General features: G+C 29.1%; 25 protein-coding genes. 7 read left to right on the top strand and 18 right to left on the bottom strand.

Annotated elements, in window-relative coordinates; translation table 11 throughout:
- Positions 1–19 precede the first annotated feature (19 nt).
- The 15 genes from dnaN to ggt (E0E45_RS01535) form a co-directional block, all read right to left on the bottom strand.
- A complete protein-coding gene (gene dnaN / locus E0E45_RS01600; RefSeq protein WP_130889538.1) occupies positions 20–1,150 on the bottom strand; it encodes a DNA polymerase III subunit beta in 1,131 nt (376 codons plus the stop codon).
- Positions 1,151–1,173: 23 nt separating this feature from the next.
- Complete coding sequence (locus E0E45_RS01595) at positions 1,174–1,995, bottom strand: sigma-70 family RNA polymerase sigma factor (RefSeq protein ID WP_130889537.1); 822 nt, start codon at positions 1,993–1,995, stop codon at positions 1,174–1,176.
- Positions 1,996–2,024: 29 nt separating this feature from the next.
- Positions 2,025–3,026 carry an NAD(P)H-dependent glycerol-3-phosphate dehydrogenase gene (locus E0E45_RS01590; RefSeq protein WP_130889536.1) on the bottom strand — a complete coding sequence of 334 codons (1,002 nt, stop codon included), beginning with the start codon at positions 3,024–3,026 and terminating at the stop codon, positions 2,025–2,027.
- Between the two features lie 12 nt (positions 3,027–3,038).
- Complete coding sequence (plsY, locus tag E0E45_RS01585) at positions 3,039–3,641, bottom strand: glycerol-3-phosphate 1-O-acyltransferase PlsY (RefSeq protein WP_130889535.1); 603 nt, start codon at positions 3,639–3,641, stop codon at positions 3,039–3,041.
- Between the two features lie 280 nt (positions 3,642–3,921).
- Positions 3,922–4,242 carry an HU family DNA-binding protein gene (locus E0E45_RS01580; RefSeq protein ID WP_005946734.1) on the bottom strand — a complete coding sequence of 107 codons (321 nt, stop codon included), beginning with the start codon at positions 4,240–4,242 and terminating at the stop codon, positions 3,922–3,924.
- Positions 4,243–4,338: 96 nt separating this feature from the next.
- On the bottom strand, positions 4,339–5,391 hold the full coding sequence (gene pgsW / locus E0E45_RS01575; protein ID WP_130889534.1) for a poly-gamma-glutamate system protein: 1,053 nt from the start codon (positions 5,389–5,391) through the stop codon (positions 4,339–4,341).
- Positions 5,388–5,846 (bottom strand): poly-gamma-glutamate biosynthesis protein PgsC, encoded by a 459-nt coding sequence (gene pgsC / locus E0E45_RS01570; protein WP_130889533.1) that lies wholly within the window; start codon positions 5,844–5,846, stop codon positions 5,388–5,390. The genes pgsW and pgsC overlap by 4 nt, the downstream gene beginning before the upstream one ends.
- Positions 5,839–6,984: a poly-gamma-glutamate synthase PgsB gene (pgsB, locus tag E0E45_RS01565; RefSeq protein ID WP_130889532.1), complete on the bottom strand. Its 1,146-nt coding sequence runs from the start codon at positions 6,982–6,984 to the stop codon at positions 5,839–5,841. The genes pgsC and pgsB overlap by 8 nt, the downstream gene beginning before the upstream one ends.
- A gap of 4 nt (positions 6,985–6,988) precedes the next feature.
- Entirely contained in the window at positions 6,989–7,666 is a 678-nt protein-coding gene (locus tag E0E45_RS01560) for a M99 family carboxypeptidase catalytic domain-containing protein (protein ID WP_130889531.1), read from the bottom strand.
- 18 nt (positions 7,667–7,684) lie between these two features.
- Positions 7,685–8,812: a succinylglutamate desuccinylase/aspartoacylase family protein gene (locus E0E45_RS01555; protein WP_130889530.1), complete on the bottom strand. Its 1,128-nt coding sequence runs from the start codon at positions 8,810–8,812 to the stop codon at positions 7,685–7,687.
- 12 nt (positions 8,813–8,824) lie between these two features.
- Complete coding sequence (locus E0E45_RS17525; protein WP_005978189.1) at positions 8,825–8,971, bottom strand: hypothetical protein; 147 nt, start codon at positions 8,969–8,971, stop codon at positions 8,825–8,827.
- A 17-nt stretch (positions 8,972–8,988) separates the two neighbouring features.
- Positions 8,989–10,260 (bottom strand): TRAP transporter large permease subunit, encoded by a 1,272-nt coding sequence (locus E0E45_RS01550; RefSeq protein ID WP_096403765.1) that lies wholly within the window; start codon positions 10,258–10,260, stop codon positions 8,989–8,991.
- 57 nt (positions 10,261–10,317) lie between these two features.
- The gene (locus E0E45_RS01545) at positions 10,318–10,851 is read right to left on the bottom strand and encodes a DUF6305 family protein (protein ID WP_130889529.1); all 534 of its coding nucleotides are present in this window, start codon (positions 10,849–10,851) and stop codon (positions 10,318–10,320) included.
- A gap of 53 nt (positions 10,852–10,904) precedes the next feature.
- Positions 10,905–12,659 carry a gamma-glutamyltransferase gene (gene ggt / locus E0E45_RS01540; RefSeq protein ID WP_130889528.1) on the bottom strand — a complete coding sequence of 585 codons (1,755 nt, stop codon included), beginning with the start codon at positions 12,657–12,659 and terminating at the stop codon, positions 10,905–10,907.
- Positions 12,660–12,747: 88 nt separating this feature from the next.
- Entirely contained in the window at positions 12,748–14,451 is a 1,704-nt protein-coding gene (gene ggt / locus E0E45_RS01535; RefSeq protein ID WP_130889527.1) for a gamma-glutamyltransferase, read from the bottom strand.
- A gap of 230 nt (positions 14,452–14,681) precedes the next feature.
- On the opposite strand from ggt (E0E45_RS01535), the gene E0E45_RS01530 reads away from it, so the two are divergent.
- Together E0E45_RS01530 and E0E45_RS01525 are read left to right on the top strand one after the other, a co-directional pair.
- Positions 14,682–16,097 carry a sensor histidine kinase gene (locus E0E45_RS01530; protein WP_130889526.1) on the top strand — a complete coding sequence of 472 codons (1,416 nt, stop codon included), beginning with the start codon at positions 14,682–14,684 and terminating at the stop codon, positions 16,095–16,097.
- Entirely contained in the window at positions 16,069–16,710 is a 642-nt protein-coding gene (locus tag E0E45_RS01525) for a response regulator (protein WP_130889525.1), read from the top strand. Before E0E45_RS01530 ends, E0E45_RS01525 begins: the two co-directional genes overlap by 29 nt.
- A gap of 9 nt (positions 16,711–16,719) precedes the next feature.
- On the opposite strand, the gene E0E45_RS01520 is transcribed toward E0E45_RS01525, so the two are convergent.
- Complete coding sequence (locus E0E45_RS01520; RefSeq protein ID WP_130889524.1) at positions 16,720–18,066, bottom strand: alanine/glycine:cation symporter family protein; 1,347 nt, start codon at positions 18,064–18,066, stop codon at positions 16,720–16,722.
- A gap of 291 nt (positions 18,067–18,357) precedes the next feature.
- Here E0E45_RS01520 and E0E45_RS01515 point away from each other — a divergent pair, with 291 nt between their 5' ends.
- The 5 genes from E0E45_RS01515 to E0E45_RS01495 are packed head-to-tail and all read left to right on the top strand — an operon-like array spanning position 18,358 to position 24,244.
- A complete protein-coding gene (locus E0E45_RS01515; protein WP_232044035.1) occupies positions 18,358–19,299 on the top strand; it encodes an NTP transferase domain-containing protein in 942 nt (313 codons plus the stop codon).
- Complete coding sequence (locus tag E0E45_RS01510; protein ID WP_130889522.1) at positions 19,296–20,024, top strand: phosphocholine cytidylyltransferase family protein; 729 nt, start codon at positions 19,296–19,298, stop codon at positions 20,022–20,024. Before E0E45_RS01515 ends, E0E45_RS01510 begins: the two co-directional genes overlap by 4 nt.
- Before the next feature lie 2 nt (positions 20,025–20,026).
- Positions 20,027–21,046, top strand: coding sequence for an extracellular solute-binding protein (locus tag E0E45_RS01505; RefSeq protein WP_232044034.1), 1,020 nt, complete (start codon positions 20,027–20,029; stop codon positions 21,044–21,046).
- A 1-nt stretch (position 21,047) separates the two neighbouring features.
- Positions 21,048–22,013 carry an ABC transporter ATP-binding protein gene (locus E0E45_RS01500; protein ID WP_130889520.1) on the top strand — a complete coding sequence of 322 codons (966 nt, stop codon included), beginning with the start codon at positions 21,048–21,050 and terminating at the stop codon, positions 22,011–22,013.
- Positions 22,014–22,021: 8 nt separating this feature from the next.
- Positions 22,022–24,244 (top strand): putative 2-aminoethylphosphonate ABC transporter permease subunit, encoded by a 2,223-nt coding sequence (locus E0E45_RS01495; RefSeq protein WP_130889519.1) that lies wholly within the window; start codon positions 22,022–22,024, stop codon positions 24,242–24,244.
- A 153-nt stretch (positions 24,245–24,397) separates the two neighbouring features.
- Here E0E45_RS01495 and E0E45_RS01490 read toward each other — a convergent pair whose 3' ends face one another.
- Both E0E45_RS01490 and E0E45_RS01485 read right to left on the bottom strand, forming a co-directional pair.
- A complete protein-coding gene (locus tag E0E45_RS01490; RefSeq protein WP_130889518.1) occupies positions 24,398–25,750 on the bottom strand; it encodes an esterase/lipase family protein in 1,353 nt (450 codons plus the stop codon).
- A gap of 122 nt (positions 25,751–25,872) precedes the next feature.
- Complete coding sequence (locus tag E0E45_RS01485) at positions 25,873–26,151, bottom strand: hypothetical protein (RefSeq protein ID WP_130889517.1); 279 nt, start codon at positions 26,149–26,151, stop codon at positions 25,873–25,875.
- Positions 26,152–26,161 lie beyond the last annotated feature (10 nt).

Below are 26,161 nucleotides of genomic sequence, written 5' to 3'. Positions count from 1 at the left end.
TATTAGCTCCCATTTAAAATTAATCTTTTAATGCCAATGGCATTACTATGTAAAGATAATTATTATCATTTTCTTTTTTTATTTTAACTGAACTATTTGAACTGATGAAATTAAGCATAATATTACTTTCTTTATTCAAGTTTTGGATAAAATCAGACAGAAATTTAGCATTAAGAGAAATTTTTATCCTATCTCCTTCATATTCTACTTCCAACTGTTCATTTATCTTTGCAATATCATTTACTCCATTTACTTTAAGATCTTTTCCTTCCAGTTCAAATGTTGCTCCATATTTTGATTCTGCATTATTTCTTACAAATATTATTATTCTTCTGAGAACTTTTAAAAATTTTTCACTATTTATAATAAGAGTTTTATTATAAGTATCATTTCCTAATATTCCTTTATAGTTAGGAAATGCTAAATCAATAACTCTACTTATTATAAGGGTATCTTCTAGTTTAAAATATACCTGCTTATTATAAAAATAGAATTTTATTTCTGTTTCTTCTATGCTTCTCAAAAGTTTAGCTAAAGCTTCAACTGTATTTAAAGGTATACTTACTCCAAGTTTGTCATTTACTTTTTCTAACTCTTTTTCTAAAAAAACAAGTCTGTAAGTATCAGTGGTTATAAATTTCAAATTATTTTCTTCACTTTCTAATCTTACACAATTTATAGAAAGATTATCACTTGAACTAGAAGCAGCAAATTTTACTTTTTCAAATATATCCGCCAATTCTACACTGTTCATTTTAAACTCTTCCTGTCTTTGAAAGAAATCAGCTTCGACAAGTATTTTAGGAAAATCTTCTGCTTCCATAAGAGAAAATTCAGAAGAAGAATCAGAACTCTCTATGAAAAGATTATTATCTCTTACACTTAAAGTCACAATTTCATCTTTTATTTCTCTTAAATACTCATCTACCAATTGATGTTGGAATACTATTTTTCCCTCTTCTGCTATCTCTTCACATCTCATTTCAGTTGTAATAGTAGTTTCAAGATTAGTTCCGCAAAAAAATAGATTTTCTCCTCTTGTTTCTATGTAAGCACAAGAAATTATAGGTTTTATTTTATTCTCGTTTATAGCTTTTTCAACTATTTTTAATCTTTTTAAAAAATCTTGTCTTTTTAATTTTACAATCACTTTTTTTCCTCCTGTTTAAGCTCCTAAAAAAGATCCCCTTTTAATTCCTTAGTGTATTTTGATCTAAGCTTTTGTAAAGTTTTTTTCTCTATCTGTCTTACTCTCTCTCTTGTTATATTAAGAGTATTTCCAATTTCTTCTAAAGTATGTATTTCATACCCATCTAAACCATATCTTAATTTTAATATTTCTTTTTCCCGTTCTTCTAGTTGATTAACCATATCCCTTACTTGCTTTCTTCCCATTTCATTAAAAATTTCTTCTTCCATAGAACAATCTTCCTGTTGAGCTAGAGTATCCTCCAAATAGATATCATCTCCTATCTGTGTGCTCAAAGACATTGGATCTTGGAAATCCATTATTATATCCTGCACTTTATCAGCTTCAATGTTCAATTCCATTGCTATCTCTTCCACTGATGGATAATTCCCTTCATCCTTTAATCTTGACATAACATAACGATTTACTTTATTTAACAGGTCATACTTATATGACGGAATTCTTATTTCTCTTCCTTTTACTATAACAGCCTTACTTATAGATTGTTTAATCCACCACACTGCATATGTTGAAAATCTAAATCCTTTTGTAATATCAAATTTTTCTATTGCATAAATAAGCCCTAAATTTCCTTCACTGATTAAATCTATAAAACTCAATCCTTTGTTTATATATCCTTTTGCAATATTAACAACTAATCTGAGATTAGATAAAATCAGCTGATTTTTAGCCTCTTCATCTCCAGCTTTAGCTTTAATTAAAAGGGTTAATTCCTCATCTTTATCTAATATTTTATATTTTCTTATATCTGCTAAATAAAGTGAAATAAGATCCTTCTCTATCATTGCCATTCCCCGCTTTTGTCAATTTTATTTTAGTAAAATTCCTCTTTCAAAGTTCTCTCCATAAGTTCTTCTACCATATTTCCAGCATTTGCATTTTTATATATAATATTGTATGTAGCTTCTAATATCGGCATTGAGATATTTAGTTTTTGAATTTGCTCATACACTGCTTTTACTGTAGGGACACCTTCAGCAACCATAGTCATCTCATTTAAAATAGTTTGTATATCTTGACCTTTTCCTAAACATTCACCAACGTGTCTGTTTCTACTGTGCTTACTTGCACATGTTACTATCAAATCTCCTATTCCACTAAGTCCTGAGAAAGTTATTTCTTTAGCACCACAAGCTTTTCCATATCTTATCATTTCAGCTATTCCTCTAGTTATCAAGGCAGCTTTTGTGTTATCTCCAAATCCCATTCCATCTGCAATTCCAGCTCCTATAGCCAAACAGTTTTTTACTGCAGCACCTAGTTCTACTCCAACCACATCTTCACTCAAATATACTCTAAATACTTTACTGTTAAAAAGTTCCTGTATCTCTGCTGCCTTTTCTTTTTCTCCAGCTGCAACTATAGTTGTTGGTATTCCTATTGCTACCTCTTCTGCATGTGTAGGTCCTGATAAAACCACTATATTTTTATGGAATTTTCCTTTTATTTCATCTTTCATTACTTCTGAAAGTCTCATTCCTGTTGTAACTTCTATTCCTTTTGCAGTATTTACAAGAAGCATATCTTCGGTTAAGTCATTTGAAAATCCTCTTATTACTCCTCTTAATACTTGCGATGGAACTGAAAAGACAACATATTTTATTCCTTCAAGAAGCCCTTCTTTCTCATATGTAACATTTAAATTATCTGGAAATTTTATTCCAGGTAAATATCTTTTATTTTCTCTTTCTTTTTGTATTTCTTCAGCTCTTTCTTTATTGAATTCCCATAAAGTAATATCATAACCTTTTCTAGCTAGTACCAATCCTAAAGCTGTCCCCCAGCTTCCTGCTCCTATGATTACTACTTTTTTCATGCCAATCACTCCTTATTTAAGCTTAAATTTATTTTCTGTTCCTTCCATAAGCCTTTTGATGTTAGTTCTATGTCTATATACTACAAAAACTCCTATTAAAGTAGTCATTATCAGAAGAGGTGTTTTCCCTATTCCATACCCTACTGGACTCAATGCTGTAAGAATTGGTAATGCTATTGCTGCTACAATTGAGCCTAAAGAAATATATCTTGTAAAATAAACCACTAAGATAAAAACTATAAGTAAAGCAAGAGTTACATTTGGTATTAAGAAAAGAAACACTCCCAAACTTGTTGCGACTCCTTTTCCTCCTTTAAAACGAAGAAAAAAAGAAAGTGAATGTCCTACAATAGTTAAAACTCCTATCAGCAACAACATATCTCCAGTTACTCCATATCTGCTGGCTATAAATGGTGGTAGAAATCCTTTCAATGCATCTGCTGCCAATACCATCAGACCATATTTAGGTCCCAGTACTCTATATGCATTTGTAGCTCCTGGATTTTTGCTTCCATGTTCTCTTATATCTATTTTTTTAAAATATTTTCCAATCCAGACACCATTTGGAAGTGCACCCATTACATAACCTAAAATTAAAAATAATATTTCTTTCATAATTTCTCTCCTATGTTTATATCTCTTCTGCATTGTACAGACTTCTATTAATTTTTAAATAGATTTTTTCTTATCTTAAATTATATCATATAAAAAAAGAAGTATAAAGCTAGAATTCAAAATTCTCTATATTTTGTACATAAAACTTCATTCTATCAAAGTTTTTAATCTTTATATTATACAAATTTATTTCAATAAAAGTCAGCTGTATATTTAATTTAAAAATATAATTAAACATATAAAAAATAGCTGCCCGTAAGCAGCCATTTTATATATTTAACTATTTTCCTTTTTTCTTAGATTTTGCAGCTTTTTTCTCAACAACTGGATTCATTTTTTCTAATAAATTTTTTCCAGCTCTAAATTTAGCAACTTTTTTAGCTTCTACTTTCATAGGTTTTTTAGTTTGTGGATTAACACAAGTTCTAGCAGCTCTTTCAGCAGCTTCGAATTTTCCAAATCCTATAAATGACACATTTTCACCTTTTACCAAAATTTCTTCAAGAGTATCTATAAAAGCTTTTGTAAGTTTGTCAGCTTCTACTTTAGTTTTTATTCCAGCTTTAGTTCCAAATAATTCTACAAATTCTTTTTTTGTCATTCCTATCACTCCCAACTATTTTATATGATATTGTGTTCCTACTACTATTACAGTAGCATTTTTTTTCAATAAACTCAATACTTTTCGTAAATTTTTTTATTTTTTTTTCATAAATATCGTTTTCAATATAAACACTAAGAAAATTACAATGATCAAATAGTTCCATATATTACCATTTTTTTCAAAATAAATATCAGATATTGTTTTGTTTTGAAGCTTAGATTGATCAAAAGGTAAATTATAAGCTGTTGCTATTCCTTTAAGGTTTAGAAGATAAAAAACTGGAATTTCATCTTTTAAAAATTTTCCTACTAACCCTCTTTTCATATTTGTATTTTTATCTAAAATTACTTTTGAATTTACTATAATATCTACACTATCTCCAATTGATAAAAGATTGCCTCCTATATTTACAAAGGCTTTTATTTTATTATTACTTTCTTTTACGAAATAATTATATCTTTCCTCTATATTTTTTTCTAAATTTTCATTATAAAAAAATTCGAGTCCATATCCTTTGTTTTTCTCTATTATTTTTTCTTTTATTTCATCTTCAAATTCTTTTCCAATATCTCTTATCCCTCCCAAAGAAAATCCTCTGCTCCTATTTTGAATCATTCCCTTAGAAAAAAGATGATTTTCCATATCAAGATATGTAAAATTTTCAATATTTCCTCCATATGTAGAAGCTCCAACTGAATTTACCATTATCGCATTCAACCCAAGAGTATCTGCTGCTGCTATTAAAGATAAGTTTAATGCAGGAAAAGAACTTGAAAGATTGGCTGCTATTGTATCTCCTTTTTTCAAGCCTTTTTCTTTAAATAGTTTTACCATAAGAGCTGCAAAATCAGGATTTGTACTTGTTCTTTTACTTTCAAGATTTCCCAGAGTAGTTGTTATTTCACTCCATTCTTCTCCAATAAGCCCAGTTTCATTAATATCAAAACTTTTATCTATCTCTATTCCTCTTCTTATTCTTTCATTTTTTATCTCTGCACTCATATTTTTCATTTTTGTAGAAGCTTCCATCATCTCTTTATAATAAGGACTTTTTACTTTTATTTCTTTACTTTTTAACCCATATTGGATAAAAATAAATAATAAAGCTACTACTGCAAGTGTTATATTATTAATCTTTTTATTCAATTAGCTCCACCTGCCTTGTAGATAACTTCTACTACAGCTTTTATAAATATTGAAAGCATCATAAGAGAAGACACAGTTCTCACTACTCCATGTTTCTCCATTTCCTGTGCCATTATTCCTGGAATTATTACTCCAATTACACTTCCACCTAAAATATAAATCTCATATTCATTTACTACATAGATATTGAAATATTTTAATATGAGCCTTATTATAAAACTTATCATAATACATAGTGCAAATTTTCTTCGTCCATAAATTATAGTGTAGTTAGATATAAACTTTACTATAAGAAAAGTTAGTATTCCAGCAGCTATAGTCATAACTATTCTTTGAGGTGTATTTATATAAAAAGCTATATATGCTGGTACAATTAAACCTCCAGGAGATATTTCTGTAATTTCATAAAATATTATACTCAATATGATACCAAATATTATTATGTCATTAGCCATCTATTATCTCCCCCTTGTTCTCCAGATAGTCTACTAATTTTTTTCCATGTCCACATATATTACCAACTGCAAAAATGAGTATTCCATCTTCTATTTCATCAAAATATTTTTCATTTTGTAATATTTCTATTTTATTTTCATCTACTTTATTTTTTAATAAGTATTTTTTAAAAAGATCTCTATTTTCTCCTGAAACTACTATTTTATCAAATTTACCTTCAACATTTTTTACAAATTTTATGTACTGCTCCCATCTGCTTACTCTATCTCCTCTGTTATTTACTAAAAGATATCTTTTATTTTTCCAGTAAGGTCTTTTAGATATTCTCTCTAAAATTATATCTGTAGAATTTGGATCATTTGCAGCCATAGCATTTACAAAAAACACTTCATGTCCCTTTTCATTTTTATATACTAAAGTTTTTAAACAACCTGGGTCTTTGTGATACTCTCTCATTCCCTCTAAGGCTTTTTCTTCACTTATCCCTATATATTTACATACCTCTACTGCTAAAGCCACATTATTAGCAAAATCAATCTCCCAGTATTGGTCTTTTTCATTTTTGTTTATAAATGCTTTAGAATTTCTTTTTTCAGCTTTTCTTTTAAAAAATTCAAAATATTTTTTATCACTTGTGAAAAAAGCTCCATTCTTTGGAATTGTGTTAGAAAGGGATTCGGCTATCTCATCTAAAGTTTTCCCCATTTCGTCAAGATGATCTTCTCTTACATTAGTAATTACTCCAATGTCAGAATCCAATATTTTATTTTCACATATATGCTGTAACTCTGGTTTTACAGCCATACATTCTAAAATCAGAACCTCTGCTCCTTCTTTATAAGCCCAATTTATTGCTTTTATCTGCTCTTTTATATTTGCTTTCCCTCTTCTATTTATTTCTTTTTCTTCTCCCAAAATAGAAATAGTCCTAGGAGATGTCCCAGTAGTTTTTGTGAATGTCTTATAGCCACCAGTACGTACTCCCGCATCTATAAGCCTGGAAACTGTTGATTTTCCCCTGATTCCATTTACATGGATGACATATTTAAAAGTTTTTCTCTGATTCATGGCTCTTTTTTTCTCAAAAAAAAGATATCCAATACAGATAAAACATAGTATAAGAATTATTTTTTCCATAATTTTACTCCATTTTTAAATATTTTAAGGTTTTCTTAAAAACAGTTTCATATTTTTCTTTTCTCACTTCTACTGTATCTTCTCTAGAACTTTCAATTGTTATTACTGAAATATTCATTTTTTCTGAAACTTCTCTATTTAAACTTCCTTTTTCTGCCCCTTGAAGAGGGATAAACCCCTCTTCAAGTAAGCTGAATATAAGTTCTGGATATTCATCTATTATATTTTCTTGAAAAATCAGGACATTTCCAATGTAAAAATTTGGATCTTTATTTTCATCATAATTGTAATAGGATTCATGATAGTCCAATATTATATTTGGTTTGTACTCTTCTATTACTTTTGTAATTTCCTGAGCTATTTTAGATGCTCTGTCATTATTATTCTGAAAAAAAGATCTGTTTAAATCCTGCATATAATATTCAGTTCTATTTCCGTTTTTTACTGCCTCTTTATTTGCTTCTGGAATTATTATAAGAGTTCCCTTTGAAATTTTATATTCTGCAAGCTCTTTAGCCATTTCTATTCCAGATATTTCATCACCATGTATTCCACCAATTACCATAACTATTGGCTTTCCCCTTCCAATTTTAAAATAATCAATTTCAGTTAATGAAACTTTTTCATTTGGATAGCATATAATAGAATTAAAAATAAATATAAACAAGATTTTTTTTATCAAATTTCTACCCCTTTTTGACTATTTTACCTCTTTCAGATATTGTCCTACACCATTTTCAAGAAGTTCAGAATAAGATGGAACTCCTCCCATTATGATTTCTTTTTCAGGTTCATTTTCACCCATTACTGTAACAAGTTGAACAACTCCTGTCAAGTGTCTTCCTACTCTTTCCTCTAAAGGATGTCCATTTTCATCATAAGGAACAAATAATCTTCCTAACTTTTGAGCTTCTACATATCTTGGATCTTTTCCTGTCAATACAAGAGCTTCATCTGTTCTTCCTCTAAGTCTTCCTTGAGCAGCATTTGCTGATTCCATAAGCACAGCATAAGTATCTGTATAATCTCCCAATTCTCTATGAGTGAGTCCCCTTAAAGATACTGGAGATGGTTCTAATCCAATTGCTATATCATCAAATTCCATATTCATAACAACTTGTGATGTTATTGGCATTGCTCTTTCATGAGATACTATAGCATTTATTACTGGATATTCAGGAGATGCTTCATGAAGATCAATAGTCATATCTATTTTATTTTTTCTTATCATTTCTGTTATTGCATAAGCCATTTTCTCTGTATAAGTTCCATCAGGTCTTCCAGGATATGCTCTATTGATATTCCTAGTTTCATTTCCTGAAAGCTGTTGTCCAGATGCTGCATGGATATATACATCAGGATCAGGCCATTGATCTAGAGGGTTAGTTGCTCTTGAACCATATCTAAACCATCTTTCTCCATATGGAGTTTTTAGGGTAAATCTTTGTGGTGATCCTTCTTGAGGGTCATTATGTGTAAGTCCACTTCCATTAGTTCTTGGAAGAATATATACAGTTCCTTTATCAACTTTCAAGTTCTCTATCATAAGTATCGCTGTCATATATCCTGAAGGTTCATTTCCATGAGTTCCTCCTAATACAAGAACACTTCCACCTTCTTCTTTTCCTTGAAGGATATAGACATCACTATCACCAGAAGTTCCTTTTAACGCTGGAAGATAATCACTTAATTTTTGCATTGAAGTTACTCCTTCCCCTTTTACTATAGGTTCTGGTTCCCTCATTTTTAAAAATTCTTTTCCTGCTAGAAATGCAACAATCAGAGAAAGAAAAATCATTGCAATTCCTGTTCCTCTATTTCCTTTCATTTTCTTTCCCCCTTATTTTATCATTAATATTCTCAATAATAGAGGAATTATAACAAGAGCTGCATTTACTTGTTTCATCAAATCTTTTTCCTCTAATAGATTTAAAACAACCATTACTAAAACATATAAAACTAAAGCTAAATATATATACATCATCATATTTTTATCACCTCATCCTAGTATATAATAGAACCTAATTGGTTAGAGAAGATTATCATAATTATAGAATAAACTATGATAACTACTGCTGGAACTGCTGCTTTTCTTAGTACAGGAGTATAATCTTTCATTCCCACTACCTGAGCTGCAAATATTCCTGCAAGTGCTGTAGGAGGCATCAAATCTCCAAGAGAAGCTATAAATGATATAGCTGAACCTGTAATAATCTGATTTTGTGATAAAAATACCATTAAGAAAGGTACTCCAAGAACTGAAGCTGCTCCAAATGATGATACGGCTCCAAATAATGGTATAGTTACAGCCATTGCAATATATATCAAAGATGGAGGAAGACTTAAACTGTTTACAACAATATATCCTCTCACTCCTGTCAATGTCATTACTTGAATAAACATTCCAACTCCCATCAGAATTCCCATTACTGGAAGAGTTTGATTAACTGCTTCTTTTGAAACTTTAAAAAAGTTTATTTTTTTACCACAGAAAAGTCCTGATATAGCACTCAATATAAATATTAAAGGCATTCCCAAACCAAATAGGCTTGGAGCAACTTTATCCATAGTCATTAAAAACATTGCTATAATGATAGGTATATACAGCTTCATTCCATATTCATCAATTGCTGTAAAATCTATTTCATTTTTTATCTCGCTATAATCTATTTTATTTACATGTTTTAGTCCAAGATACAATACTGAGAATATTGCTACTGGTACTGTCAATAATAATAGTGGAATAGTAAACCCAACATAAGGCATATCTATTCCTCCACCTATAATCATAGCTGGTACATTAACTGGAGGAGCTATCATACCTAATATTCCTCCAAGAGCTATGATAGTAGCTGTTTCTATCATAGGTATTCCTATAAGCATCAATATAGGGGCAACAATACTTCCTGCTGTCAATACAGATGCTGTTGATGATCCAGTTATCATTCCTGGAAACATTGAAATAAACATTAACAATACTAATAAAAGCCATGGTGTTTTATGAAACTTACGGATTATTGAAGCACTTAAAGCATTCAATGTCCCTATCTCTTGAATAACCTTCATAAAGATCATAGCTGTTGCTATTACAAGAATTGTATCAATATATCCAAAAGTTCCCTCAATTAAGTGTCTTACAGGAATACCTTTTCCTGCTATCAGTGTTGCTGTTATAGATGATAATACCATAGCTATACTCACTGGTAATTTCGCTGCAAAACATGCAATCATAAAGACAGCTACCATAGCTAAAAACAATATAAGTTCAAGTGACATATCTTCTTTCCCTCCTTTAAATAATAGGGGACAATGTATTGCCCCCTATTAATCAAATTATTCAAATGCTTTCTTCAAAGGTTCTACTGCATTAGTAATCTTTGGAACTGTATCCATAGGAATATTCTTTTCAGTTGACATCTTTGTAAATAAACCGTCTTTATTTCCTTCTTCTACAATGATTAAATAATCTACATTTGGTGCTGCTGCATTTACGAATTTGTCAGATAATTCTCCTCTTCTTGCTGCTCCACCAATGTGCATTCCAATTATTTTTATTCCTTTATCTCTTGCACCTTTTATTAATTTAGCAGTTCTGTCAAGTTCATCTTCAACTTTTATTCCAGCTGCTCCAAGACCTTTTGAACTTCCTCCAATAGCAAGTATTAAAGTTTTTTCATTTGTCAATCCTTCTGCTGTTATTGATTTGTCAAAGCCAGATTCTAATCCACCTTTTTTTAATAAAGCCTTTACCATTTGTACATCAGCACTTTGTCCTACTGAAGTAAGCATTATTGGTTTTTCAAATTTTGCTGCCATTGCTGCCATTGCTGTTAATACAAACATCAATACTGTTAATAATTTTTTCATTTTATTTATTCCTCCTGTATTTTATTATTTTTTCTTAATTTAATCACTTTTTATTAGAATCCAAGAGCTTTACCATCTCTTCTAGGATCTGCTCCTCCTCTAAGTTTTCCATCTTCTCCCATTGTTACACCTTGAACACATGGATATTCAAACCATTCTCCTTCTTCTACTACTGTATGTCCCATAGCCTTTAATTTTGCTATAACAGCTGGATCTATCCTTGTTTCATATACTAATTCTTGATAGTCATCATGAATTCTTGGGAAGTTTATTGCTTCTTGGATATCCATTCCATAATCAAGAACAAGACTTATTACCTGAGCTACTCCTGTTATTATTCTAGTAGACCCTGGAGCACCTAAACTCATTACTGGTTTTCCATCTTTTAATACTATTGTAGGACTCATTGAACTTAAAGGTTTTTTACCTGGTTCTACTGAGTTAGCTTTTCCATGTCCAGTATCAAAATCATCCATTTCATCATTTAAAAGTATTCCAGTTCCTTCAGCTACCACTCCTGATGCAAAAACATCATTGACAGTTTTTGTAACAGCTACTATATTTCCTTCTTTATCAACTATTGAATAATGTGTTGTATCTTTTGATTCATTCCATTTCCATGGATTTCCTGCCAAATAATCTTTAGATTTTTTCATATCCAATTTTTTTACAAGTTCTTTTGCATAATCTTTAGAAATTATTCCATCAACTGGAACATCTACAAACTCTGTATCTCCACAGAATTTTGCTCTATCAGCAAAAGCCATTTTAATTGCTTCTGAGAATAAATGATAGTATTCTGCTGATCCCGGTTTTATATTTTTCATATCATAGTTTTCTAAAATATTAAGAATTTGAATTATATGTGCTCCCCCTGATGAAGGTGGTGCTGATGTTATTATTTCATATCCTCTGTAATGTCCTACTAATGGATCACTCACTCTTATATTATAATCTTTCATATCTTCCATAGTTAGAGGTCCTCCAGCATCTTGTGCTGACTTTACTATTGCCTCTGCTATTTCTCCTTCATAAAAAGCTTTTTCTCCATTTTTCATTATTTTTCTCAAAGTATTAGCTAAATCTGGATTTTTCAATACAGATCCTACTTCAAATGGAAGCCCTCCATCTAAATATATTTCAGCTGTTTCTGGATATTGTTCTATCCTTTCAAAAGAATTTTTCATATCTCTATTTAAGACTGCTGATACTTTATATCCATTTTCTGCCAAATCAATTGCTGGTTGCATAACTTTTTCTCTTGACATAGTTCCATACTTTTCTAATGCATATAACATTCCTTTTACTTCACCTGGAACTCCTATAGATTTTCCACCAACAACTTTTTCATTTCCTATTACATTTCCATCTTTATCTTCTTTCCACATATCAGGTGTTGCATTTTTAGGTGCTATTTCTCTAAAATCTATAAATTTAGTTTCTCCAGTCTTAGCAAAACGGATTACCATAAATCCTCCTCCTCCAATTCCAGAAGATTGAGGCTCGCATATTCCTAATGCAAATCCAGCAGCAACTGCAGCATCTATTGCATTTCCACCTTGTTTTATTATCTCTACCCCTATTTTTGTTGCTTCATATTTCCCAGTTGAAACAACTCCATTTATACCTGTTGCATCTCTATCACTTCTTAAAATATTTCCTGCTGCATCATAAGGAACCCACTCTTTTGATTGTTGAACTACTGAAGCTGTCCCTTTATCTCCTAAATTTGTTTGAGTAGTTGTACATGCTGCTAATGACAATGCTAATGCTGCTATGACACTTGCAAAAAAGAATCTTTTTTTCATTATTCTTCCTCCCAATTTATTTATTTATTTTTATAAACTGCTTCTGAAACTTATTTCAGAAGCAGTTTTTATAACTTACATTTTTTATTTAAAATGCTGCTGCCTGCCCATCTCTTCTTGGATCTGCTCCACCTTGAAGAGTTTTTGTATCATAATCCATCATTACTCCATGAACTCCTCCAAAATAAGCATCATAACTATCTCTAACATTTATTTCATGTCCCATTTCTTTCAATTTATTATATGATTCATGTGATACTCTTCCTTCAAGATTCAATTTCCCAGATTGAAATTGAGCTATTCTTGGTGCATTAATAGCTTCTTGAATAGTCATTCCATGATCTATTACATTGCTTATAGTTAATGCTACTGCTGGTATAATTCTTGTAGCTCCTGGAGAACCTATTGTCATAAGTGGTCTATTTTTAGGGTCAAGAACTAAAGTAGGTGACATACTACTTAGAGGTCTTTTTCCACCTTCAATAGAGTTCTTCATATTTTTTTGAGGAACAAAATCATCCATTTCATTATTCATCATTATTCCAGTTCCAGGTACCATAACTCCAGAACCAAAGAAATAATTAATAGTTTGAGTTACTGCAACCATATTTCCTTCTTTATCCATTACAGAAAAGTGAGTTGTACTTCCACTTTCATATTTGCTAGGATCTCCAGCTTTTATATCTTTTCCAGCTTTTTCTAAATCTATTTTTTTAACAAGATCTTTTGCATATTCTTTAGATGTAAGACCTTTTAAAGGAACTTTTACATAAGCAGTATCTCCCATATATTCAGCTCTATCTGCAAAGGCTTGTCTCATACTTTCAGCCCATACATGCCAACTTTCAGGAGTATTATCTCCCATTCCTTTAAGATCATAGTTTTCAACCATATTTAAAAGTTGTACTATATGAGTTCCTCCAGAACTTGCTGGTGGGCAAGAAATAATAGTATAATCTCTATATTTTCCAACTACTGGTTCTCTCTCTTCTATTGTATAATTTTTAAGGTCTTCAACTGTCATAAGACCACCTTGCTTTTGAACTTCATCAGCTATTTTTTTAGCGATCTCACCTTCATAGAAAGCTTTTTTACCTTCTTTTGAAATCTTTGTAAGAGTTGCTGCTAAATCAGGATTCTTTATAGTATCCCCTATTTCATAAGGAAGTCCATCTTTTAAATATATTTCTGCTGCTGCATCAAATTGTGCAAGTTTCTCATAATTATCTTTTATTATACTTTCTAAATTTACAGTTACTGGAATACCTTCTTTTGCATATTTTATAGCTGGAGCCATAACATCTGCTCTTTTCATTGTTCCATATTTTTCCAATGCAGTTAAAAGTCCTGCTACTGTTCCTGGAACTCCTGAAGCTTTTCCTCCAACAGTTATTTCATCATTTACTACCTTTCCATTTTCATCAAGTACAAACATATCTGGTGTTGCTTTAGCTGGAGCCTTTTCTCTGTAATCTATGACTACTGTTTTTCCTGTCTTAGCCATTCTAATTAACATAAATCCTCCTCCACCTATTCCAGAGGCATTTGGTTCAAAAACACTGATAGCAAATGCAGTAGCTACTGCAGCATCTACAGCATTTCCGCCTTTTTTTAATACTTCTACTCCTATTTGTGATACTTCTGGTTTAGCTGCTGCTACTACTCCATTTTTTCCTTCAGCATGTCTTCCATAAAGATTTAATGGATGTGCTGCATTAGATACTGTAAAAATACTTGTCATTAAACCAACAATCACACTACCAACTTTCATAAATCTCTTCAACGAAATCATATGTTCCCCCTTTTTTATTTTTTTGTTCTATTTTAAAATGTTTTTATCTTTTTACCTACTATTAAGTATATTTCAAGATATTTGAAAAGTAAATCTTATACTCTTATTTCTCTTTTTCCTCTTTTTCCTCTCATCTTTTTTCTACTATTTTTACTTAAAATATGGTATCATTAATTTAATTTGTAATCATAATTAGAATTTAATGATTTTTAGATTTAAGGGGAATGATCATGAAAATTTTTGGGAAAAAATTTCATATTCAAATTCATAAAACAGAACTTTCATTGGGGATACTCATGGTATTAATAAGTATCGTTCTACCAAATTTTTTGTTATATAAAAATTTTGATATTTACGATTCACTAGAAAAAAGTATAGATTTCTGGGATAAAGAATATCTTCTTCATGCAGCTTTTGGATTAGTTTTTCTAAATACCATAAAAGCATTTCCAATATTTTTTTCTGTTTTCTTACTTATGGATTCTATAGATATTGAAATAAATGGAAAATTAAATAATACTTTGAAAGTCATCTTTGGAATGGTGATAATTCAAATAATTTATTTTATAATCTACAAAGTCTACTATGATATGGAGTATTATTTTGGTAAAGTATCAATACTTGAAATGATTTATCTTGCATTTCATTCAAGCAATCGTTTTAAAAATATCAATTTATTTAAAAGAAATATTGTTCTTCTTTTAGTTTTTACTGGTATTCAATGGCTTGATATTACAAAATACTTTTCTGTATTGGATTATAAATCAACTGGAGAAATATTTTTTGACTTGAAGAATATTTCATCATTAATGGAAGCTGATAACATTCTAAATTTAATTGGTTTTTTATTTTTTATACTTTTCTTTATTTTTTCTATAACTTTACTTCTTGTATTCTTTGAACAGGAAAGAAGGCAAAATATATACAAGAAAGAAAAAGATATGACAAAAGCTCTTTCAGATCTTAAATTACAAGAAGTTGAAAATAGATATCTAAAAGAAATTCAATATTTAGTTCACGATTTAAAGACTCCATTATTTTCTATGGGAACTCTTATTGAAATACTTGATATGCAGGAAGAAAATGAAAAGAAAAAAGATTATTATAATAGAATTGAAAAATCTTTAGAAAGATGTAATATAATGGTATCTGAGATTTTAAGGGATACTCATAAAAATCCGATTGATATAAATAAGGTATTTAATTTTATTCTTTCCTATCTATCTACACACAGATGTATTGAATTTTTAACTTATAATAATTACTGTACTGGAAGAAAAATAAAAGTTAATAAAATAGTTTTTTCAAGAGCCATAACTAATCTTATTATAAATTCTTATGAAGCCTTTACTGAATATGAAAATAATAAAATTGAACTTACTGTAAAAGATTATAAAAAATTTATACTTATAAAAATTGAGGACTATGGAAAGGGAATGTCTGAAAAAGAGTTAGAAAATGCTTTTATAAATGGTTTTTCAACAAAGAACTCCAGTGGAGTAGGTTTGAATTTTGTAAAAACAGTTATGGAAGAACACAAATGTAAAATATTTATTAAAAATAGAAAAAATAGAGGTATTGGAGTATATATTATTATGCATGGGGAGGTTTTAGAAAATGAAAAACAAAATTCTTATTATAGATGATTCTAAGGATATTATTTTTGCTATCTCAGAATTTTTTCTCATGAAAGATTGGGAAGTATATACTGCTCTTTCAATGGAAGAAGCTTTAAAAATAGTAAGTACTAAGGAGCTTGATATTATAATAATTGACTATCATATGCCATATATAAATGGAGTCCTTGGAGTAAAATTAATAAGGCAGATGAATGAAGATGTATCTATAATAGCTCTTACTATTGAAGGATTGGAAAATATTGCTGAAGAATTTTTTCTTGCTGGAGCTGATGATTTTGCTATAAAGCCTATTAAAGTTCTTGATTTATATTCAAGAGTAAATGTTCATCTTAACAAGAACAAAACTAAAGAGCCTTCTCCTGAAGTTTTAACAGTAAAAAAAGAAAAATATGGAGATTATAAAAAAGGTATAAGTGTAAATACTATTTCATTAATAGAAAATAAAATGAAACAGATAGATGCTTATACCACAATTGAAGAAATATCAGAAGCTACTGGTCTTGCTTCTCAGACAGTAAACAAATATATGAATTATCTTGTTGAAATAGAAATGGTTGATTTAAAAATTATTTATGGAAAAATTGGAAGACCCAGAAATGAATATTACTGGAAAAAATAAAAGAGCCCTTTAGGCTCTTTTACTATTTTTAAGCTTTTTTTCATATTTTTTCAATTCAATTAAAGCCTCTCCAGAAATAGGTAAAATACACACTATATTAATTACAGTCATTATTCCCAATCCAAAATCTGCCAAAGACCAAACAAAGAAATTTTGTTCTATTCCACCAATATAAACCATAAGAACAACTACTACATGATATACTTCTTTTACAATTGGTTTAGAACTTATAAAATTCATAGCATTTTTTCCATAATATGTAACACCTAATATTGTACTTAAAGAAAAGAAAAATAACACAACTACAGTAAATGGTATTCCTATCCATCCTATATGATTTTTTAACGATTCTTGAAAAAGAGTCATTCCAGAAAGTCCATTTACAACTTCTGTATCAGCTAATAAAATAACAAAAGCTGTTGCACTGCATATTACAAGAGTATCCACAAAAACACCTAGAGCCTGTACCATTCCCTGTTTAGCTGGCTCATCTATATCAACCACTGCTGCTGCATAGTTAGAATTTCCGCTTCCTGCCTCATTAGAAAATAAACCTCTTCTTACTCCCTGCATAATAATCCCACCAACTGCTCCACCTAAAAACTCTTTTCCTCCAAAAGCTTGGTAAAACACATTTCCAATCATTGCTGGAATTCCTGTTATATTAGTAACAATAACATAAATTACTACTATAAGATACATTATAGCCATCACAGGAACTATTTTATTAAGTGCCAATATTATTTTATCTTTTTTACTTTTTCCAAATATTATCAATCCAACAACAACAGCTAATATAACAGCTATTATTTTAGGATTAAATCCATAAGCACTAACTACTGATTCTGTTACTGAATTAGACATTACCTGTATAACTCCTATATAACATACAATAGATGCAACTACATATACAGCTCCAAGCCATTTCATATTAAGTCTTTTTTTTATTATCCAAGGAGTTCCACCTTGATATTCACCATCTTTTATTTTAGTTCTGTACATAACAGCAAGACTTGATTCAACAAAAGATGTTGATGCTCCAAGAAGAGCTACCAACCACATCCAAAAAAGTGCTCCTGGTCCTCCAATAGACACCGCTGCCACAACTCCAGATATATTCCCTGCTCCTACTCTGCAAGCTGTTCCTAAGAAAAAGGTTTCTAATGAACTGACTCCATCTCTTTTCTCATCTCCATTTCCCTTCAGTATCCTTACTATATCTCCAAATAATCTAAATTGCATAAACTTTGTTTTGAAAGTAAAATATACAGCTGTTCCTATCAACATAACAACTAATATATTTTTCCCCCACAACAAATTATTTACAAAATTGATTATTACTCTTATACTTTCCAAACTAATTTCCTCCTGACAATTTTTCTTAACTTATATATTAACATTATTTGATATAAATTAACACCTTCAAAATAAAATATTTTTTGTTCGTATTTTTTCAATAAAATCCTTTATTTTTAGTTCTATTATTATTTTTCTTATAAATAATTTGTTCGATATAAAAAAATATCATTTTAATTTCTATACTATTTTTTAATTTTTTTTCGTAATTTAAGATAGTAATTACAAATATTTATTCTTGACAAAAATCGTTCACAGTGTAAAAATATAATCGTTCATTTTTTATATAAGGTGGTGATCCAGATAAAAGAAAAAATTATATCTCTTATACATGAAAATAATATAATCAGTCAACGAAAAATATCTGAATATTTAAATATTTCTCTTGGTTCTGTCAATAAATATATTAATTCTCTTTTACATGAAGGCTATCTTATAAAAGAAAATATTTCATATAGAAAAACTAAATATATTATCACATATCTTGGAAATGAGCTTTTAAATTCCAATAATAATTCAATAAAAACTGCAGTTATTTTAGCTGCTGGAGAAACTTTAGATTTTGATAAACCTGTAGGATTTCTTGAAATATTTGATTCCACGCTTATTGAAAGAACTATAAAATTGCTGTCCAAATATAATATAGATGAAATAATAATTGCAGCTGGTTATAAAGCAGAATACTATAAAAAATTAGCTAAAAAATATCCAAATATTAAAATAGTAGAAAACAAAAAATATAAGACTACTGGAAATATGTATTCTCTATATCTTTTAAGAAAATATCTGCAGGAAGATTTTATTCTTTTGGAAGGAGACCTCATTTTTGAAGAAAATATAATCTCACTTCTGCTGAATTCTAAAGATAAGAATGTTACTATGATAGATACATCTATATCAGATAAAGAAGATTCTCTCTATGTTACTACTAAAAAAGGTGAACTCTTAAATATTTCCAAAGGTAAATACAGCCTTGAGAAGATTTCAGGTGAACTTATAGGAATCAGCAAATTAAAGTATAGTTCATATTTAAAAATGTTGGATAAGTTCACACAAATAGAAAACAAATTATTTTTTTATGAATATAGTTTTTTAGATAAAAATATTTTTTCTGATTTAAAATGTATATACTCTAAAGAAAATATTTGGGGAGAGATAGATAATCAAAAACAATATGAATACGTTAAAAATAATATAGTTAAAAGTTTATACAAAAAGGAGAAAGATTTATGAAAACAGCAGTAATACTTGTTGCAGGTATGGGAACAAGACTTAGGGGAATAACTAATGATGAAATTCCAAAACCTTTTTTAGCAATAAATGGATTGTCTCTCATTGAAAGGTCAATAGAGAAGCTCCTAGACTCAGGAATTAAAAAAATAATATTAGTAACAGGACACTTAGATTATTTCTTTGAACCTTTAAAAAAGAAATACAGCAGTGTTGTTACAATAAAAAACAATAACTATGCTAATACAAGCAGTATGGGAAGTTTCTATTGTGCTAAAGAGCTAATTGGGGATGAAGATATTCTCCTTTTAGAAGGTGATCTTATCTATGAAAAAAACTGTCTTGATATATTGGTTGCTTCCCCAGAAAAAGATACTATTCTCTTATCAGAAGACAAAAAAATGTCTGATGATTATTACTATGAGATCATAGACAATGGTATTGGAAAACTCACTTTCAATCTTTTTGAAATCAAAGGAGAGTATGGAGAACTTACTGGATTACAAAAACTATCTAATGAATTATGTCAGCTCATGTTTAAAAAATATGAAGATGAAAAAAATCTTAAATTAGGTTATGAATACTGTATGGAAAAAATAGCAAAAGAAAGAAAAATATTTTGTAAAAGAGTAGATGGTATTATCTGGTCTGAAATAGATGATGAGTTCCAGTTAAATAGAGTAATGGAAACTATTTATCCTAAACTATTAGAAAAAGGAGAAAATTAATTATGAAAAAACTATTTAAAATTTCTATACTTTTTATTCTTTCAGCATTTCTTTTTGGATGTGGAAGTAAAGAAAACAAAACTGTTTTAAATGTTTATACTGGTCTTGAAGAGGAATATCTGAACCATTATATTGAAATGTATAAAACAGATTTTCCAAATGTAGAACTAAATATAATAAGAGATTCTCAAGGAGCTATTGCTGCTAAAGTAATTGCTGAAGGAAATAACCCTGTAGCTGATGTCTTATGGGGAATGGCAAGTATAAACCTCATTGATCTTGCTAAACAAGGGAGATTAGCTGAATTAAAAAGTGAATGGCTTACAAATATTGATCCTGCCTACATTGATTCTATCAGTGAAAAACCGCAATGGACAGGGATGACTGCTTGGACTTCTGCTATTACAGCTAATAAGTATGAACTTGCAGCTAAAAATTTACCTATTCCTACATCATATATAGATCTTCTTGATGAAAAATATTCTAAAGAAATAGTTATGCCTAATCCAGCTTCTTCTGGAACTGGTTATCTTACTATATTAGGTTGGATAAGTATCTGGGGTGAAGAAAAAGCATGGGAATATATGGATCAGCTTCACAAAAATATATCTCAATACACTCATTCTGGTAGTGCTCCAGTTAAAATGGCTATGCAAGGAGAACAACTAATTGGAGTTGGAATGGACAGTGAAAGTATAAGACTTGGAAAAACTAATGAATCTATAGTCACTATTCTTCCTGCTGAAGGATATGGATGGGATATGGAAGGTATTGCTCTTGTAAAAAAAGATACAATTAAACCAGAAGCTGTTGATTTTATTAATTGGACTCTTTCTAAAAAAATGATGGAAGAATATTCTAAAAATATTGGACTAGTTTCATATAAAGGTGTAAATACTAAGCTTGAAGGTTACCCAGCAGATTTCAAAGAAAAATTAGCTAAAATAGATTTCAAATGGGCTTCAGATAATAGAGAGAGATTACTTAAAGAATGGGAAACTAGATATGGTAAAGGAGAATAAAATGCCTTATTTAGCTATAAAAAAAGTAAAAAAACAATTTAATAAAGTAGAAGTTCTAAAAGGTATTGATCTAGAAATAGAAAAAGGAGAATTTATATGTTTTCTAGGACCAAGTGGTTGCGGTAAAACAACTTTACTTCGTATAATAGCTGGACTTGAAAAACTTGATTCTGGAAGTATCTTGGTTAATGGAAAAGAAATAACTACTTTGGAACCTTCACAAAGAAATTTAAGTATGGTATTTCAGTCATATGCTCTCTTTCCCAATATGACAGTATTTGAAAATATAGAATATGGATTAAAAAATAAAGTAAAAGATAAACATGAAAGAAAAAACAAAATTATGGAAGTTCTTAAAATGGTAGGACTTGACCACATAACTTCTAAATACCCTGATGAAATGAGCGGAGGTCAACAGCAAAGAGTATCCCTTGCCAGAGCTTTAGCTCTTGAACCTAATATTTTACTACTTGATGAACCTCTTTCAGCTCTAGATGCAAAAGTAAGAGAATCTTTAAGAAAAGAAATAAGAGAAATTCAGCAGAAATTAAAAATAACCACAATTATGGTAACTCATGATCAAGAGGAAGCTCTTACAATGGGAGATAAAATTGCTATTATCAATGGTGGAGAAATTGTTCAGTTTGGAACTCCAGAAGAAATTTACAGCAAACCTAAAGATATATTTGTAGCAGATTTTATAGGAAAAATAAATTTTATCACTGATAAAAACAATGATATCTACACTATAAGACCTGAAGATGTAGAATACTTTACAGATGAAAAAGAAGAAACATATAAGGGTATTATAAAAAATATTGAGTTTAGAGGTGCTTTTTATAGAATTACACTAGAACTATTTGGAGATAATATCTATATTGATATACTATCTAAAGAAAAAGAAAAGCTGAATCTCAAAATTAATGATTCTCTATATATCAAATTAAATGAAAAAAATAGTATTTAGGAGATTTTATGAAAAAAGATAAATTTATAAAAATAGTCTTGTCTTCAGTTTTAGTTCTTTTTCTTGTTATTTCCATAATTTTTCCTATATTCAATCTTTTTATAAAAGCTTTTCAAGGAAAGAGTGGCAATTATATTGGTTTAAAAAACTTTGTTGAATATTTTAGCAGCCCAGTTACAGCGAGTTCTCTTACTAATAGTTTGGCAGTTTCTATAACTGTAACTATCTTTACAATAATTCTTGCTTTTCTTTTTTCATATGGAATAAATAGAAGTAATATGAGAGGAAAATCTCTTTTAAAAGGAATTGCTCTTTTGCCTTTATTTTCTCCAACTATGACACATGGTATTGCACTTATATATCTTTTTGGAAGGCAAGGGATTATAACAAAAGCTCTTAATCTTTCAATTTCTATATACGGATTCTGGGGAATAGTTTTTGCAGAAACTATTTTTATATTTCCAGTACTTTTTTTTATGCTCGTACTAGCTTTTGATTCAGAAGATTATAGAAAATATGAAATGGCAGAAATAATGGGAATAAGCAAATTAAAACAATTTTTTACAATAACTATTCCCAATATTAAATACACTCTAATAACTTGCTTTTTCTCTGGTTTTACTTTGAGCTTTACAGACTTTGGAGCTCCAAAAGTAGTTGGTGGAAATTATAATGTTCTTGCTACTGATATATTTAAACAGGTAATAGGACAACAAAATTTCTCTATGGGATCAGCTGTTGGAATACTCCTTATAATTCCTGCTTTTCTTGCATTTATATTTGATATTATCATCAAAAGCAAAAGCTCAAAAATAGATTCAAAGTCTACTAAATATATTATAAAAGAAAATAAAACAAGAGATATCTTTTTTAAACTTTTTAACTATATTCTAAGTTTAATTATAATATCTTTCTTTGGAATAGTTATCTTAGCCTCTCTTGTAAAAACATGGCCTTATGATATGACTTTATCTTTTAAATCATATAATTTTACAATAATGGGTGAAAGCATCTGGAAAATATTTGGCAACAGTATTCTTGTTTCAGTTTTCTCTGCAATACTTGGAACTATTTTATGCTTCCTTACAGCATATGTAGTTGAGAGAGAAAAAAATTATATTGTTATCAGAAAAATAGGATATTTTCTTTCTATCCTCCCTAATGCTCTTCCTGGACTAACAATAGGGCTTGCATATATTTTCTTCTTTAACTCTAAGAATAATATTCTGAATTTTCTATATGGAAGCTTTGGAATAATTATATTAGCAAATATAGTTCATTTTTTTGCAACACCTTTTTTGACTATAACTGCAAGATTGAAGACTTTAGACAGTGAGTATGAAACTATATCTAACATAATGGGAGTATCATGGTATAGAACTATTTTTAAAGTTATAATTCCTTTATCTATAGATTCCATCATTGAAAGTTTTTCATATTATTTTATAAATTCTATGATAACTATTTCAGCAGTTATTTTTCTTTATACAACCAAAACAAGGCTTATTTCTGTAATGATGATAAGTAAAAATGATGCTGGAGATATAGGAGCTGCTGCTGCAATATCTGTAATGATTATTCTTGTAAATATATTTTTCAAAGTAGTTTTTGATCTTTCAACAAAATATATAAGAAATAGAAGCTATAATAAAAAGAGAAAAAATTCAATAAAGAAAGAAAAGCAAGGAGAAAATTTACTTTTAACTGGTAAGGAAGTTCTTGAAAAATTGAATAAAATTTCTCAAAAAACGGGAGTAAAATATTGGCTTGAATTTGGAACTCTTCTAGGAAAAATTAGAGAAAATAATTTTATAGGACATGATATTAACTTTGACATTGGAATAATGAAAGAGGAACTTATTCCTAAGTTCATAATAGATATAGAGAGTGTAGGGTTTAAAAGAATTTCTTCATTAAGTCTAAAAAATGAAGGACTTAAAAACATCAAGTATGAGTATAAAGGAATTGAAATAGAGATATTCCTTTTTGATAGAGAAAATGATAAAGTCGTATGCTATCTTGAAGATAAAAATGGAATTATTTCAGCATATAAGCTTTCAAATTCTACATTGAAAGAAATTAAATTTATGGGAATAGATACTTACATTCCAAGAAATTCTTTAAAAAGACTTCTTGAAATATATGGAAAAAATTTCAATATCTCAGATCCTGACTGGAAAGAAGAAATGAGTCCTAGCAGATACATCTCTGAAAAAATCAAAGACATATAATTAATTGAATTTTACATTGGTATAAAACATTAGAAATTTTAAAAATTTTTTAATATTTTATACCTTTTTATTTTAAAAGAAAAAACTGACAAGAAGAAAAACTCCAAGTCAGTTTTTTTATAAACAAGTTATTTTGAATTTGTAACAATCTCTTTAAAATCCCATTTCCTTTAATTCAGAAACAAGCTGTACATAAAATTCTATTACATCAAATCCTTTATAATCCTGTCTTTTCAAATCTATAATATCTCCATGAGATATTCCTCTATGATATCTATTTCTTATAACCCCTTTAAAATTTCCCCACTTGGCAGAAGAAATACTTACCAAACCATCATTTTCTTCATCTACTTTCTTGATAAAACAATATGGTATAGTAAGCAAAACATCACTTAAACAATCTTTCATTACAGATATATAACTTTGATAATAAACTTCTGGAGAATCTATTACTTTTTCATTAAACTCCTTACTGTTATAAGTAGTGAATTGATGAATTGCTCCATAAAAATCTGGATTTTTATCTCCCAACTTTTTAAACATACTATCATAGAACTTAGCAACTCTTCTATGCAATTTTTCAGGCAGTCTGCACATTTTATCGACAAAAAGACACCCTCTATGTGGAGTACTTATAGTTGTAAGGGAAGCTGTATACTTATCCATCCCCAATATACTTATAGCATATCTTGAATCCAATCCACCTTTAGAATGTGCTATTATATTTACTTTTTCGCACCCTGTTCTCTCTATTACTTCTAATATTTTTTTCTTAATATCCTCTCCATTGTATTCAATAGTCCCAAAAGCTTCTTGATTTCCGTAATAAATAGATGCTCCATACTTTATCAATTCTCTTGGAATACGACCCCAATAATTAAAGTGCCTAAAATCTCTGAATCCTACTCCATGTACAAGTATTATAGGATATTTAGTCTTGCACATATCTGATTCTGCTCTTGTTTCCCTCAAAGAAACTTTATAACATTCAAATTCATACTCCCATTTTATAATTCTCAAAATATAGCAAAGAACTAAAATATTTATTATTGGTATCCAAATAGTAAGTATCAGTAGAACTCTCTTTCTAAAACTTAACCATTTTGAAGTAAAAAATATTCGAATAATTCCATTAAGAAAAAGAAAAAAATTTATTCCTAGAGCATATATTCCATTGAGCCATAATATTTCACTATTAGCTATTTTTTCTCTCAACAAAGGATATAGAAATATAATTATACATATTTGAGTTAAAAAACCATAAAAAGAATAAAAACATAAAATTCTCCCACCTATCATTATTCTCAATCGTTTTCTTGTATATTCTTCTTTTTTATATGGAAAAATATTAATATACATCCATAGAATAAATACTATTAAACTAATTAAGACTGACAGCAAAATATTTCCGTCATTCTTATAATAAAAATATATGAGCAAAGGAATATTAGCAGCAGCAGGTATGTAAAAAATCATAAATAATTTTTTTATCAAATGTTGTATCATCTTTTCCTCTTCTCCCCTTTCAATTTTAAAAAAGAGGATGACATAAAAGCTAGATTAAACTTTAGAAATAAAAAATTCTAAAATTATATTTCTGCCTGCAAGTCATCCTCTGGTAATAACTATTATTTTTTTATAATCTCTTCAGTAATATCTTTAGCATAATAAAAAGGATATTTTTCGTTAAAAAATTTCTCTCCTAAAATTTGAGTTTCCTTAATAAATCTTTTTATAAGATCATATTCTCCAGTAGTTTCAGTAGAAGTTTCAACTATTTGTAATTTTTTTACTCCTTCATCAGGCAATCCTTTTAATATTTCAATAATTTCATCTTTAGTATTCATATTGAGCCATTTCTTTATTTCAGGATTATTTTCCACTTCTAAAAAAATACTATAATACATATACCCCTCC

This window comes from Fusobacterium ulcerans ATCC 49185 (genome assembly GCF_900683735.1).
GTDB classification, from domain to species: Bacteria; Fusobacteriota; Fusobacteriia; order Fusobacteriales; family Fusobacteriaceae; genus Fusobacterium_A; species Fusobacterium_A ulcerans_A.
This window is presented reverse-complemented; position numbering and strand designations above follow the sequence as displayed.